General features: G+C 39.9%; 16 protein-coding genes. 2 read left to right on the plus strand and 14 right to left on the minus strand.

Going from position 1 to position 13,634, the window contains the following annotated elements; translation table 11 throughout:
• Positions 1–215: 215 nt before the first annotated feature.
• Together vrrA and MUG87_RS07995 are read left to right on the plus strand one after the other, a co-directional pair.
• Positions 216–896, plus strand: a complete 681-nt coding sequence (gene vrrA / locus MUG87_RS07990; protein ID WP_247086957.1) for a VrrA/YqfQ family protein — start codon at positions 216–218, stop codon at positions 894–896.
• A gap of 82 nt (positions 897–978) precedes the next feature.
• Complete coding sequence (locus tag MUG87_RS07995; RefSeq protein WP_247086958.1) at positions 979–1,920, plus strand: 4-hydroxy-3-methylbut-2-enyl diphosphate reductase; 942 nt, start codon at positions 979–981, stop codon at positions 1,918–1,920.
• A gap of 85 nt (positions 1,921–2,005) precedes the next feature.
• On the opposite strand, the gene MUG87_RS08000 is transcribed toward MUG87_RS07995, so the two are convergent.
• The 14 genes from MUG87_RS08000 to ybeY form a co-directional block, all read right to left on the minus strand.
• Positions 2,006–3,127: a Nif3-like dinuclear metal center hexameric protein gene (locus MUG87_RS08000; RefSeq protein WP_247086959.1), complete on the minus strand. Its 1,122-nt coding sequence runs from the start codon at positions 3,125–3,127 to the stop codon at positions 2,006–2,008.
• Positions 3,127–3,831 carry a tRNA (adenine(22)-N(1))-methyltransferase gene (locus MUG87_RS08005; RefSeq protein WP_247086960.1) on the minus strand — a complete coding sequence of 235 codons (705 nt, stop codon included), beginning with the start codon at positions 3,829–3,831 and terminating at the stop codon, positions 3,127–3,129. The genes MUG87_RS08000 and MUG87_RS08005 overlap by 1 nt, the downstream gene beginning before the upstream one ends.
• Before the next feature lie 361 nt (positions 3,832–4,192).
• Positions 4,193–4,552 carry a cytochrome c550 gene (cccA, locus tag MUG87_RS08010; protein WP_247086961.1) on the minus strand — a complete coding sequence of 120 codons (360 nt, stop codon included), beginning with the start codon at positions 4,550–4,552 and terminating at the stop codon, positions 4,193–4,195.
• 392 nt (positions 4,553–4,944) lie between these two features.
• A complete protein-coding gene (rpoD, locus tag MUG87_RS08015) occupies positions 4,945–6,060 on the minus strand; it encodes an RNA polymerase sigma factor RpoD (RefSeq protein WP_247086962.1) in 1,116 nt (371 codons plus the stop codon).
• A gap of 40 nt (positions 6,061–6,100) precedes the next feature.
• The gene (gene dnaG / locus MUG87_RS08020; RefSeq protein ID WP_247086963.1) at positions 6,101–7,876 is read right to left on the minus strand and encodes a DNA primase; all 1,776 of its coding nucleotides are present in this window, start codon (positions 7,874–7,876) and stop codon (positions 6,101–6,103) included.
• Positions 7,877–7,909: 33 nt separating this feature from the next.
• On the minus strand, positions 7,910–8,368 hold the full coding sequence (locus tag MUG87_RS08025) for a YaiI/YqxD family protein (protein ID WP_247086964.1): 459 nt from the start codon (positions 8,366–8,368) through the stop codon (positions 7,910–7,912).
• 524 nt (positions 8,369–8,892) lie between these two features.
• Positions 8,893–9,702, minus strand: a complete 810-nt coding sequence (locus tag MUG87_RS08030; protein WP_247086965.1) for a pyruvate, water dikinase regulatory protein — start codon at positions 9,700–9,702, stop codon at positions 8,893–8,895.
• 20 nt (positions 9,703–9,722) lie between these two features.
• Positions 9,723–10,352, minus strand: a complete 630-nt coding sequence (locus MUG87_RS08035; RefSeq protein ID WP_247086966.1) for a transcriptional regulator CcpN — start codon at positions 10,350–10,352, stop codon at positions 9,723–9,725.
• 113 nt (positions 10,353–10,465) lie between these two features.
• Positions 10,466–11,212, minus strand: coding sequence for a DNA repair protein RecO (recO, locus tag MUG87_RS08040; protein WP_247086967.1), 747 nt, complete (start codon positions 11,210–11,212; stop codon positions 10,466–10,468).
• A 31-nt stretch (positions 11,213–11,243) separates the two neighbouring features.
• Positions 11,244–11,387 carry a YqzL family protein gene (locus MUG87_RS08045; protein WP_247086968.1) on the minus strand — a complete coding sequence of 48 codons (144 nt, stop codon included), beginning with the start codon at positions 11,385–11,387 and terminating at the stop codon, positions 11,244–11,246.
• 98 nt (positions 11,388–11,485) lie between these two features.
• Complete coding sequence (gene era / locus MUG87_RS08050) at positions 11,486–12,388, minus strand: GTPase Era (RefSeq protein ID WP_247086969.1); 903 nt, start codon at positions 12,386–12,388, stop codon at positions 11,486–11,488.
• On the minus strand, positions 12,381–12,779 hold the full coding sequence (locus MUG87_RS08055; protein WP_247086970.1) for a cytidine deaminase: 399 nt from the start codon (positions 12,777–12,779) through the stop codon (positions 12,381–12,383). Before MUG87_RS08055 ends, era begins: the two co-directional genes overlap by 8 nt.
• A 20-nt stretch (positions 12,780–12,799) precedes the next feature.
• Entirely contained in the window at positions 12,800–13,162 is a 363-nt protein-coding gene (locus tag MUG87_RS08060) for a diacylglycerol kinase family protein (protein ID WP_247086971.1), read from the minus strand.
• Positions 13,159–13,626 (minus strand): rRNA maturation RNase YbeY, encoded by a 468-nt coding sequence (gene ybeY, locus MUG87_RS08065; RefSeq protein WP_247086972.1) that lies wholly within the window; start codon positions 13,624–13,626, stop codon positions 13,159–13,161. Before ybeY ends, MUG87_RS08060 begins: the two co-directional genes overlap by 4 nt.
• Between the last annotated feature and the right edge of the window lie 8 nt (positions 13,627–13,634).

Here is a 13,634-nt window from a genome sequence, read left to right on the forward strand (position 1 = left end):
ACATAAAGCACCAGAATTTTTCTCTCTTTGTCATATAGTCTTGGCTGCTCTTACTCCCTGACCCAACTGCACATAGGCGGTTCTTTTCTCTCGTTTTAAAAAGAATGTTGTTTTTTATTGGCATGTATATAGTTTACTTTTCTTCATCGAAAACTAAACCCTTTTTTCATTTGTGCATATGGTAGTATATATACCCATTAAAGGAGAGTTGTCTTATGATAAGAACGCCCTATCCGCAAAACATGCAGCCACGTCACATGTCACCCTTACCTCCTCAGCAAATGCAGAGGCATCCTATGCAGGGAGCACCTCATCCGATGAGAATGCCCTATACAAATTCACCTGGCCCTAGTATGAGTCCGCACCCTTCTTACTATCAAGGAATGCAGCCCCATATGCAACAAAAGCCACCAGGGTTCCTTGCACGGTTATTTGGTAAAAAAACACCCATGCCAGGTCCCAATCAGCAGGCCTTTCAGGTACAAGCAAATCAACAGCAAGCACCAGTTCGCATGATGCCCGAAGCAGCATCTGCCGCAGCCGGAGCCGCTACACAAAATACAGCAAGTATTGGAAGCTTTTTTTCCAATATGCTGTCTAACCCATCAGCTATGCTCGGCAACGTAGAAAAAGTGGTAAAGGTTGCGCAAACTGTTAGCCCAATGGTTCAGCAATATGGACCTATTGTAAAAAGTTTCCCTAGCATCGTGAAAATTCTTACTTCTAAATCAACAGAAGAAAGTGAAGAAAATACAGAAGTAACTCCCCCCTCAGCAGATTCAGTAAAACCTGTTCAAAAAAAGAAGAAAACGACAGCGCCTGAGCCTGAAGCAACGCCTAAAGCAACGCCAGAGCCACCGGTGAGTAGCCAAATGAAACCAAAACTGTATGTATGATAACTTTTGTCAACTTCCGCTCTGTCCTATATAATGAAAAGGAAAACTATTAAGGATTCCTTGTTAAAGGAGAGGATTAGTTGTGGAAGTTATTAAAATTGCCCCGCGTGGTTACTGCTACGGGGTAGTAGATGCAATGGTTATTGCACGCAATGCGGCACTTGATAAAGAATTACCTCGACCAATATACATTTTGGGCATGATTGTCCATAACAAACACGTAACAGACGCATTTGAAGAAGATGGTATTATTACATTGGATGGACCAAATCGTTTAGAAATTTTAGATCAAATTGAATCAGGTACTGTTATTTTTACAGCCCACGGTGTATCCCCTGAAGTAAAGAGACGCGCTAAAGAAAAGGGACTTACTACAATCGATGCGACATGTCCTGATGTGACAAAAACACATGATCTAATTCGCGATAAAAAAGAAGAAGGCTATCATGTGATTTACATCGGTAAAAAAGGCCATCCTGAACCAGAGGGTGCTGTCGGGATTGCACCTGAAATTGTGCATTTAATTGAAAAAGAAGAAGAAATTGATTGCCTTCATATCCCAACAGATAAAATTTTGGTGACAAATCAAACAACAATGAGCCAATGGGACGTGCAACATTTGATGAAAAAAATTCAAGAGCGGTTTCCAACTGCAGAAATTCATAAAGAAATCTGCTTGGCCACTCAAGTTCGTCAAGAAGCTGTTGCCAACCAAGCAGGAGAAGCTGAATTGACAATCGTTGTAGGCGATCCAAAAAGCAATAACTCCAACCGCCTTGCTCAGGTATCTGCAGAAATTGCGGGCACGAAAGCCTATCGTATATCTGACGTAAGCGAAATTCAACTGGAGTGGTTAGAAGGTATTACACGAGTGGCCGTTACGGCAGGAGCCTCTACACCTACACCTATCACAAAAGAGGTTATTGCATTCTTAGAACAATACGACCCTGCAGATGAGAGCACGTGGGAACGAAAACGTCAAGTACCACTCCATAAAATCTTACCAAAAGTAAAAGTGAAGTGAGAAAAGCAAAATCGGCCACTTAGGCAGTAGTGAATAAAAGGCCGAGCAGAACAACAAAAAAGGCAGGAGCAATCTCCTGCCTTTTTTATATAAATGTAAACGGATCTGTATGAATAAGCGAAGCATAAATCTCAACATCATAGCGCTTTTCTACGGCTCGTTTCTCCAATTTTGCTTGCACGCCAGTTTTCATAACCTTTTCCACATTATGTCCCGGATCTACAATGTTAAGCCCCATAAGCATTGCATCATGCGCGACATGATAATACATATCTCCTGTTACATACACATCCGCCCCACTTCGCTTGGCATGTGAAATGTATTTATTTCCATCTCCACCTAACACAGCTACTTTTTTCACTGTATCTTGTAAGTTTCCAACAGTACGTACCCCATTGACATCTAAGCACTTTTTAACGTGCTGGGAGAATTGCTCTAAAGTCATCTCCTGAGGTAGCTTACCTATTTTACCTAACCCTAAGGTTTTCCCATGGTTCTCAATGCGATAAATATCATAAGCAACCTCTTCATACGGATGAGACTCTAGCATAGCGCGTACAATTTTACGCTGCATATTCGCTGGAAATATCGTTTCGATGCGGACCTCTTCTACCTTCTCTAACATTCCTTGCTTTCCGATATACGGGTTGGTTTCCTCTCCAGGCATAAATGTCCCCATACCGTTACTAGAGAACGTACAATGGCTATAGCCGCCAATATGACCTGCTCCCGCTTTGCCTAATGCTTCTCGCACACTTTCAGCATGTGATGAAGGAACAAATACAACTAGCTTTTTAAGAACCTCTTCATATGTAGGCACTAATACTTTTGTCTCCACTAAACCTAACGCTTCAGCAAGGAGGTCATTGACACCCCCTGCCCCTACGTCAACATTTGTATGTGCTGCGTATACGGCAATATCATATTTAATACACGTTTCAATAATTTTTCCGTATACATCGTTCGTTGTAATATGTGTAAGGGGGCGAAAAATGAGTGGGTGGTGTGCAATAATAAGCTCGCATTTTTTCGAGTGGGCTTCTTGCACAACCTCTTCGGTTACATCTAAAGCCACCAAAACTCGATGAATCGGCTTGTTTAATGTACCGATTTGAAGACCAATCTTATCTCCCTCTACTGCTAAGTATTTCGGGTACAACTCTTCAAATAGTTCAATGATTTCATAGCCGTTCGGAATTTTCCCCATTATAACACCTCTTCAATCAATGCAATCTTTTGTAGCACTTCTTGCTTTTTCTTTTGATTTTCTTCTGTATCTGCCGCCTGTTCTAATTGATGAAAAATACGAGATAAATTTTGGTTTTCGTGCATCCATTTTTCAACAAATACATCGCTTTTTTCTTGTAACAAAAACGGCCCGAGCAACATACCATGCTCCCGAAAAGTAGTGTACGGTGCATTTCCATCTCCACGCTCGGCTACAAGAATTTCATAAATCTTGCCGTCTTCCTTCAAAATAATTTCTTTTATAAGCTCCCAATCTTGTTCAACCAGCCATTTGCGAATATTATGAGCTCCAATATTCGGTTGCAGAATAAGGCGTTTTACGCCTGCAAGTTTTTCCTTGCCATTATCTAATATATCGCGAATTAACGCGCCACCCATACCGGCAATTGTTATAACATCCACTTCACCAGGTTCAATAACCGCCAAGCCATTTCCTTTTCGCACAGATATTATATCGGTTAGTCCACATTCACGAACCTTTGCTAAAGCGGATTGATACGGTCCCTCAACAACTTCACCTGCTACTGCACCTTTTACAATCTTGTTCAAAACCGCATAACATGGCAAATATGCATGATCTGAACCAATATCAGCCATCGTTGAGCCTGTCAGCAATTCAGCAGCTACAGCTTCTAGTCGTTTTGAAAGTTTTACCTCATTCATTCGTTTTTCACAAACCCTTCTTTTTCAATATGATTTTATCATAAGAATTTCAGCAATGAGATGCAAGTCCCACAAATCATACACACTAACAGCTACTTAATAAAAAATGGCTCTTTTCTAAAAGATTGTTGTTTTTAAATAGGTTTCTTTGTTTCAGGTTGGTTGGAGCGGAAGCTGCGAGACTCCTGCGGGAACAGCGGGTCAGGTGAGACCCCACAGGCTGTAAGCCACCGCACGCCTCGCGGAAAGCGAGCAACCTGGAGCGGAAAGCAACCACTCGCGACTATTTGTTACATAGCAACAAAGCTTGCGAAAACAGCCTAAAAAATAAAGCCCTCCGCATTTGCGAAGGGCTTTTACATTATTTCTTTTTAGCCAAGTAATCAGCAACTTTTGCAGCTTGGTCTGCTGGCAATAAACCAGGCGGCATATTCCCTTTACCGTTTAGAATGACATTTTGGATATCATCTTTAGACAGTTTGCTACCGATTTTAGAAATGTTCGGGCCAACACCGCCCTGTAACTGTTCACCATGACAACTTGTACAGCTTTGTTTTACAATATCCTCAGGTTTGGAAGCAGCTTGCGTTGCTTTTCCACCATTTTTTTGCGCCGCAGCAAGCTCATCCGCTTTGTGCAATCCTTGAAAAGAAAGTAAAAACATGCTGAGTATGCCTAGTACGGCAATAAGTGCGAACGGAATTAATGGGTTGCGTTTCATTGATTTTCTCCCCCTCTATGTACCCCCATGTTATATAGACATTACTATTGTACTTGAAAACGCTGTATCGGAAAAGTACAAACTGTATGTTAGTGAAAAAATATTCTAGAAATTTTGTAAATTATCCATAATCATAAGAACCATACGCATTTTTTGCTAAATCTCACGTCTAAACGAGGGAATATGGCATATTTTATAAAGAAAGTTGTAACAGAACAAAGAAAGGACTCGAAAATTATAGAAAGGAGCATTTGCAAATCAATAGACAATTCTGTAAAATGAATTACAAGAATTGTAATTCGCAAATCCCTTTCTTTGCATAACTGTAAAATAATCCTTACAAAACAAAAGAGTTTACTTCACAAATATGAAGTAAACTCAAAGTATCAAGCTTATTCAAGAAAATCTTTTAAACGTTTGCTACGGCTTGGATGTCTTAATTTACGAAGCGCCTTTGCTTCAATTTGACGAATACGCTCACGCGTTACACCGAACACTTTACCTACCTCTTCAAGTGTACGAGTTCGGCCGTCATCCAATCCAAATCGTAGGCGCAGCACATTTTCTTCACGATCTGTTAATGTATCCAGTACGTCTTCGAGCTGCTCTTTCAAAAGTTCGTATGCTGCATGCTCGGCAGGAGAAGTAGCCTCTTGGTCTTCAATAAAATCACCAAGATGCGAATCATCTTCTTCACCAATTGGCGTTTCTAACGAAACAGGCTCTTGTGCAATTTTTAAAATTTCACGAACCTTTTCCGGAGCAAGATCCATTTCTTCACCAATTTCTTCGGGTGAAGGCTCTCGCCCAAGATCTTGCAGAAGCTGACGTTGAACACGAATTAATTTATTAATGGTTTCAACCATATGAACTGGGATACGAATCGTTCTCGCTTGGTCAGCAATCGCGCGTGTAATTGCTTGACGAATCCACCAAGTTGCATACGTACTGAATTTAAAGCCTTTGCGATAATCGAATTTTTCTACTGCTTTAATTAAACCCATGTTCCCTTCTTGAATCAAATCAAGGAACAACATACCGCGCCCTACATAACGTTTCGCAATACTTACTACCAGTCGTAAATTCGCTTCAGCAAGACGACGTTTCGCTTCTTCATCACCTTGTTCAATTCGTTCTGCTAGGTTAATTTCTTCTTCTGCTGATAGCAAATCAACTCGACCAATTTCTTTTAAATACATACGTACAGGGTCATTGATCTTTACACCTGGTGGCACACTTAAGTCATTTAAATCAAACTCTTCTTCTTTTAATTGATGAACATTTGGATCTTCATCGGAATCACCAATTAACTCAATACCTTGTTCACCAAGATACTCATAATATTCATCCATTTGTTCGGACTCCATATCGAATCCGCTCATGCGTTCTGCAATTTCTTCGTATGTAAGAACGCCTCGTTTTTTACCAATTTCCGTCAATTGCTCTTTTACTTGTTCAACAGTTACATCTGTTTCAATTTCTTTAGAACGTGCTGATTTGTCAGCCATCTGTTCCCCTCCTTGCACGAGATACAAACTATTTTGCTTATTATCTTCTTGCTTTTCGCTTATTGATGATATTTTCTAAAGCAAACTGAGCTGCTGCTTTCGGATCAATTTTTTCAATCTTACGCAATTCAAATGCATAGCTCATTTCTTCTATCTTTTGTTTATGATTTTGTAGCGATTCAAGGTCGCCTTCAAATAGTTCTTGCGAATAGTTTGGGTTAATCAGTTGATCGGTTGAAATATCTGTAGCAATTTTTTTGAGCGCTTCGTTAGAAAGCCAGTCTAAAAACTTGCTGACACTTGCTTCATATCCCTTTTCATAATATGCATATAGTTCATATAAAATCCCTTTATGTTCTTCAGTATGAAAATCTTGGATATAAGGCTGCAGACGCTGTGCAACTTCCTCACTGTGTAAAGCATGATAAACAAGTTCTCTTTCTGCTCGTTCATATCCTGTAAAACGAGGCTTAGTGAGCGGACGTCTTACAGGCACAACAGAATCAGTTTGCATACGTCCCTTTTGAAGCTTACGCAATTCATTGCGTAAATCTTCCATTTCGTAAGGAAATTCCTTTGCTAATGCTTGTAAATACGGCTGGGCCTGTACAAACGTTGTCAGCTTTGCGAGTTCTTGTACGACAGCCTGTACATATTTTCCTTGCTCCTGTGGATGTTGTAAATTTTTGCCAAAACGAAGATAATGAAGTTTGAAATCAATAAATGTAAGACTTTCTTCCACAAGCTTTCGAAAAGAACTCGCACCATGTGTGCGAATATATTCATCCGGGTCCATTCGGTCCGGGATGATAACAGCTTTGACATTACAGCCAGCTTCTAAAAGAATTGTCCCTGCTTTTGCAGTCGCTTCTTGTCCCGCTTTATCACCGTCATAACAAATAACCACGGTTTGTGCATGGCGTGTTAGTAATAAAGCTTGCTCTTTGGTAATCGCTGTGCCCATTGTTGCAACAGATTCCTCAAACCCGATACTAGCAGCGGCTATTACATCTGCATAGCCTTCAAATAATAAGGCACGTTGCTGTTTGCGCATACTTGTTCGTGCTTGATGAAAATGGTATAACACATTGCTCTTATGAAAAATCGGGGTCTCAGGGCTGTTCAAATATTTTGGTGCATCATCTCCTAGCGTTCTACCGCTAAATGCAATCGTTTTTCCTTGGGCATTATGGATAGGAAACATAATCCGATGGCGAAAACGATCTCGATACCCTTCTCCTTGCTCGTTTTCAATAACCAAACCCGCCTTTTCCATATTCACAAGAGAAAAACCTCGCTTTTGCAACACTTTTGCACCGTGATCCCAAGCAGGACCTGCATAGCCGAGTTCAAACTTGGAAATAAGCTCCCTGGATATCCCTCGCTTCAGCAAATACTCGAGAGCTGCTTGACCTTCCTGCGAATTCAGTAACAAATGATGATAGTACTTTTTAAGAAGTTCATGAGCCTCCACCATTCGCCCTTCAGCATTGTCTGCAACTTGTGGTTCTCCCACGTACTCTACAACATTTACTCCGACTTTTTCACCGACTTTTTGCACAGCTTCCGAAAAGGAAATACCCTCTATTTTCATAAGAAAAGATAATGCATTTCCACCTTCCCCACAACCGAAGCAATGAAAAATTTGCTTATCCGACGAAACGGAAAAGGACGGGGTGCTCTCGCCATGAAAAGGACATAAACCGAAATAATTGCGGCCTTGTTTTTTCAGTTGCACATATTCGCTGATTACATCGACAATATCAACGGACTGACGGACGCGCTCTACAACTTCATCAGGGATTTTCTCTCCCATAACTCCACTCCGTAACTTTATATTCGGTATAAATCAGTGAATTCCTTCATGATTCGACAATATTTTTTGTAGCATATTTGAAAATCTCTCTCGATCTTCTTTGATGAATGCTTTAGGTCCTTTTGTAAATGTTCCTTGTCGGCGTAATTTTGCAGATACATATCGTGAATGCAATATGTAGTCAATTTGCTCGTCCTGAATTAGTATCCCTCTGGGGGAAATAACGATAACCTTCTTTTTTACTAGAAGAGCAGCCAAACCCATATCTTGGGTCACTACAATATCCCCTGCTTCAGCACGTTGAAAAATTGCAAAGTCAACCTCATCCTGTAAAGAGTCTACATAAATCCATGTACCGCTCCCAAAATTTGTTTGATGAGCATGAGAAGCAATAAAATAAACTTCTATTTCGTATGGCTTACAAGCATAAACTATTTCTTGCTTTACAGGACAAGCATCAGCATCTACGAAAACCCGTTTCGATTTCGGCATATTTCTCTATTCTACATCCCTTCAGCGAATCCTTCCATAATGCATGCTTAATTGTTTGGATTTTTGTCGATTTTACGTAGAAGAATGGTATCACGAATCTATCCCTAGTTTATTCTGAAAAATCAAAGTCTAAACGTAAAAAACACATGCTTTTATCACAATTTTTTATTATAATATATTTTTCTTTTATTGGCTACACAAAAAGCTGTTCTTTGTAGAAAATTATTAGCGCATTATTTCATCCTACTTGCAGGTATATTTATTTTGCTATATAAGCTCTATAAACTATTCTACAATAAAAAACACCCACACATTTTGCGCAGATGTTTTCTCGCATAACACTTAGTAGCTACCTAAGCTCATGTACTTTGCTAACATATACATAATCAGGCTTTAACACAGCCAATAGCAAAAAGAGAAATTGCACAAATCCCCTAAGTGTCAATCATTATTCCTCTCAGAAACCGACCGTACCCACATATGGACCGCTCTTCTTGCCTACGAAATACAGGGTTAGTTTCTGATTAAAATCGCCGCTGTGTTTGTATCGTATTTAAAATAAGATTCGCTGTTTCTTCAATTGCTTTGTTGGAAACATCAATAACCTGACATCCAATTTTACTTACAACGTTTTCAAAATGCTTTAACTCAGATTGAATGCGACTCATATTAGCATAGCTGGCACCATCACTGAGCCCAAGCGATTTTAATCGCTCTTTTCGAATGTTATTGAGCTTATCAGGATCAATCTTTAGACCAAAGCACTTTTCTTTTGGCACGCGATACAGTTCTTCTGGAGGATCTATTTCCGGTACAAGCGGTACATTCGCCACTTTTAATCGCTTATGGGCCAAGTATTGCGAAAGTGGTGTTTTAGATGTTCGCGATACGCCAATCAACACAATATCTGCTTTTAATATCCCTCGCGGATCCCTACCATCGTCATATTTTACCGCAAATTCAATAGCTTCAATTTTTTTAAAGTAATCTTCATCAAGCTTTCGAACCAAACCAGGTTCAAATCTTGGAATTGCTCCTGTTGTAGCCTGAATACGATCAATGAGCGGACCAATAATATCGTATACTTGTACGCCCTCAGCTTTTGCTTCATCAATTAAATAATTTCGCATTTCAGGTTTTACTAACGTAAAACAAATAATGGCGCCATTGCTTTTGGCGATTGAAACAACTTCCTTAAGTGTCCCCATATCTTCTACATATGGTACGCGTCTAATATCCGGTGTAAATAGAAATTGTCCCATGGCAGCACGAACGACTAAATCAGCTGTTTCCCCGACTGAGTCAGACACCACATATACAATTTGATTGCTCATGTTCTAACCTCACTTTGTGATTACAACGTTTCATTGTTGACTAAATCTACGAATGCACGTGTAATGTTCGTTTTTGTAATGCGTCCGATTACCTCTGCCCCGCGTTCAGTATCACGCACAATCGGCATAGCATCGATTTGCTTGGCTATTAGCTTTTTAGCAACCTCATATAAACTATCTTCACGTCTACACATTGTAATATTAGGCATTCTTGTCATAATAATATTGACCGGTACAGCGGTTAGTTCTTGTTTTCCAAGGCTTGCTCGAAGCAAGTCTTTACGGGAAACTACTCCTACCAATACTGTATTATGATCTACTACAAACAATGTTCCTACATCTTCAAGAAACATCGTACAAATCGCATCATATACCGATACATTTTTATCAACAACTACAGGTCTGGATTGATAGGATTGTACGGTTAATTTCTTGACAGCTTCTGATAACAATTGTCCTCCTGTTTTTCCTGTATAAAAATAACCGACGCGCGGGCGTGCCTCCAGGTAGCCCGCCATCGTTAAAATCGCGAGATCCGGTCGCAATGTTGCTCTTGTTAAATGTAATTGTTCAGCAATTGCTTCGCCCGTAATGGGTCCGAAGTCTTTGACAATCTGAATGATTTGTTCCTGTCTCTTATTCAACTCCATACACTCACCACCTTTATCCTTTCATGAAAAAACGTTATACTGTCTTTTCAATATTATATACTAAATGGAAGATTCAAAAAAGACCGTCATATCGGGAAAGTCCCGTGACGGTCTTACGGTGTTAGTTTATCTAACTGATTTAAAAAACGTCGTGACTTCAAATAAATACCGCAATGCTCATCATAATACGCGTTTAATGCTATACGCATTTGCTTTTTCGTTTCTGGTTTAACAGATATGTTACCTAGCCTTGTTAAATCAAAATGATGAAATAATCGTAATAATTTTGCAGCCGCTTCATTCAATGGAATACGATATGGATCTTGTTCAGCATGCGAAGCACACAGAAAGCCGCCTTCACGTACAGAAAAGGCGACAAATGTGTCTGACCGACGACAAATCGCACACTCGTCAAAAGACGGATGAAGACCCAGAACAGGTAACATCTTTGTCTGATACATCAGCGATAAGATTTCCGCATCCGCTCCTTCGTTCATGTGATGAAGCGTTTGATACAGCATTTCAAACAAATATGGATTGTTCCTTTTTTCCTCAGTTGCCTTGTCAGTCAATTCTACTATAAACGAAGCATATGCAGTCAAAAATATATCTTCACGTATATCACGAAAAGAAGAAATAATTTCACCTTGCTGTAGTGTTCCTAAACCCGAACCGACTTGCAGGAGAAAATAGCCATATGTGAACGGCTGTGAAACGGCCGCTAAACGACTTTTCGGTTTTTTAGCGCCTCTTGCCATTGCACTTACTTTTCCAAGCTCTCTAGAAAAGATAGTGACAATTTTGTTCGTTTCTCCATAATCGGTTGTCCGAATCACAATTCCCTCAATTTTTTGAAACACGTTCGTTCCCCCTGGGATTGAACAAATAAGATCAAGAAATTGGCGAATCGCTTTCTGCTAGCTCATCCATTTGTTGGTCTGGTATGTCTTGCCCTTCTCTCTCTAATTCCTTTAAGAGAAGATATGTTTCGATATTGCCCGTCTTTGAAAACACACTCCAGGTAAACTTCAACATAAGAACCCACCTTCCTCAGTAAGACCAGCATATACTCCAATTCCTTATTATTAAAATGACCTTATTTGTTCATTTTCATGTGAGAAAAATTTTGTTAATTAGTACTCGTCTTCCCGAAATCCAAAATCACGCAGCTGCGACATTTTATTGCGCCAATCCTTTTGTACTTTTACCCATAGTTCTAAGAATACCTTTGAACCGAGAAGCATTTCAATATCAAGGCGAGCACGCTTCCCCACCTCTTTCAACATGCCACCTTGTTTACCAATAATAATTCCTTTCTGAGAAGGGCGCTCAACTACCACAGTGGCATTCACATACACCGCTCCGCCTTCACGCTTTTCAATCGCATCAATTGCAACCGCAACAGAATGTGGCACCTCTTCACGTGTCAAATGCAGCACCTTTTCGCGAATCAATTCCGCGATAATAAATCGTTCTGGATGATCCGTTACTTGATCAGCAGGATAATATTGCGGACCTGGCGGTAAGTACTTTTTAATTGTCCCAATTAAAGCCTCAACATTGTTGCCTTCCAATGCGGAAATTGGAATTACTTCTGTAAAACTATAAGCTTCTTTGTACTTTTCAATAAGCGGCAATAACTTTTCAGGATGCACCTGATCAATTTTATTAACTACCAAAAAGACCGGCTGCTTTGTGCTCTTTAATTTTTCAATAATATATTCATCTCCGCGTCCAAATTGTTCTGTTGCATTAATCATGAACAAAACAATGTCTACTTCCTTTAACGTATTTTCAGCCATTTTAATCATAAAATCACCAAGCCTATGCTTTGGCTTATGAATTCCTGGTGTATCAATAAAAACGATTTGCGCGTCCGTTTCTGTATACACACCTTGAATTTTATTCCGCGTGGTTTGCGGCTTATCGCTCATAATTGCAATTTTTTGACCGATGATTCGATTTAAAAATGTAGATTTCCCTACATTCGGCCTCCCAATAATGGAGACAAATCCTGATTTGTATTCTTTATTCATGTAAATCCTCCGATGAAAATGCGCCGGGCAATAACGCCGCAACGGTCGTTTCCTGCACGTCGCCCTTTAAGTTAGCCAAATAAACTTTCGTTTCGGGCTTGCATAATTCTACCATAACTTGACGGCATGCGCCACACGGAGAAATCGGACCAGCTGTGTCTCCTACTACTGCAATTGCTGTAAACTCCTTATTACCTTCCGACACTGCTTTAAATAATGCTGTTCGCTCTGCACAATTTGTTAAACCGTATGAAGCATTCTCCACATTACAACCTTGATATAGTTTGCCGTCGACTGCTAATAGGGCAGCACCCACTTTAAATTTAGAGTATGGTACATAAGCATTTTGACGAGCCTCAATCGCTTTTTGAATTAATTCTTGACTGTTCATATAACCCATCCTTTCCACAATTAAAATGATTGGTGAACGTAAGGGATAAAAATTAATATACCAATTACAACAGCTATAGATGCGAACAATAAAACAGCTCCTGCCGCTGCATCCTTAGCATATTTTGCAAGCGGATGTTGTTCAGTTGTTGTTAAATCCACTACTTTCTCTACTGCTGTATTGACAGCTTCCAAGCTCATTACAACACCGATCGTGAGCAAAAGAATACTCCACTCCTGCCTGGAAATACCATAATAAAGCCCCATCCCGCATACAACTACCGCTGCACAAATGTGAATTCTCATATTGCGTTCATCACGAACACATATCCAAAGACCAAAAAATGCGTACTGGAAGCTATTGATTAGCTTCCCCTTTTTCATCGATTTAGTCCGTAAGTGTGTAAAATTTCCTTTTGCTTATCAAACATCACTTTTTCTTCCGCTTCCGTCATATGATCGTAACCGAGAAGATGTAATAAACCATGAACTGTTAAGAATCCAAGCTCTCTTTCAAACGAGTGACCGTAATCTTCCGCTTGCTCTTTTGTACGAGGAACAGAAATAATAATATCGCCTAGCATTCGGATTTCTTCTCCGCCCAAAATTTCTAATTCTCCTTCACCCATCTCCTCCATTGCAAACGAAATCACATCCGTGGGTTGATTTTTGCCACGATATTTATGATTTAACTCCTGTATACGTTCATTTGTCACAAACGTGACGGACATCTCTGCATCTCCAACCTTTTCACTCTTTGCTGCAAACGCAATGAGCTCTTGTAACATACTAATATGCTTCTCCTCTATTTCATTTGTTTCATCAAAAAAATCAACAACAATACTCATCTTGTACC

The sequence above is a fragment of the Ectobacillus sp. JY-23 genome (assembly GCF_023022965.1).
In the GTDB taxonomy this organism is placed as follows: Bacteria; Bacillota; Bacilli; order Bacillales; family Bacillaceae_G; genus Ectobacillus.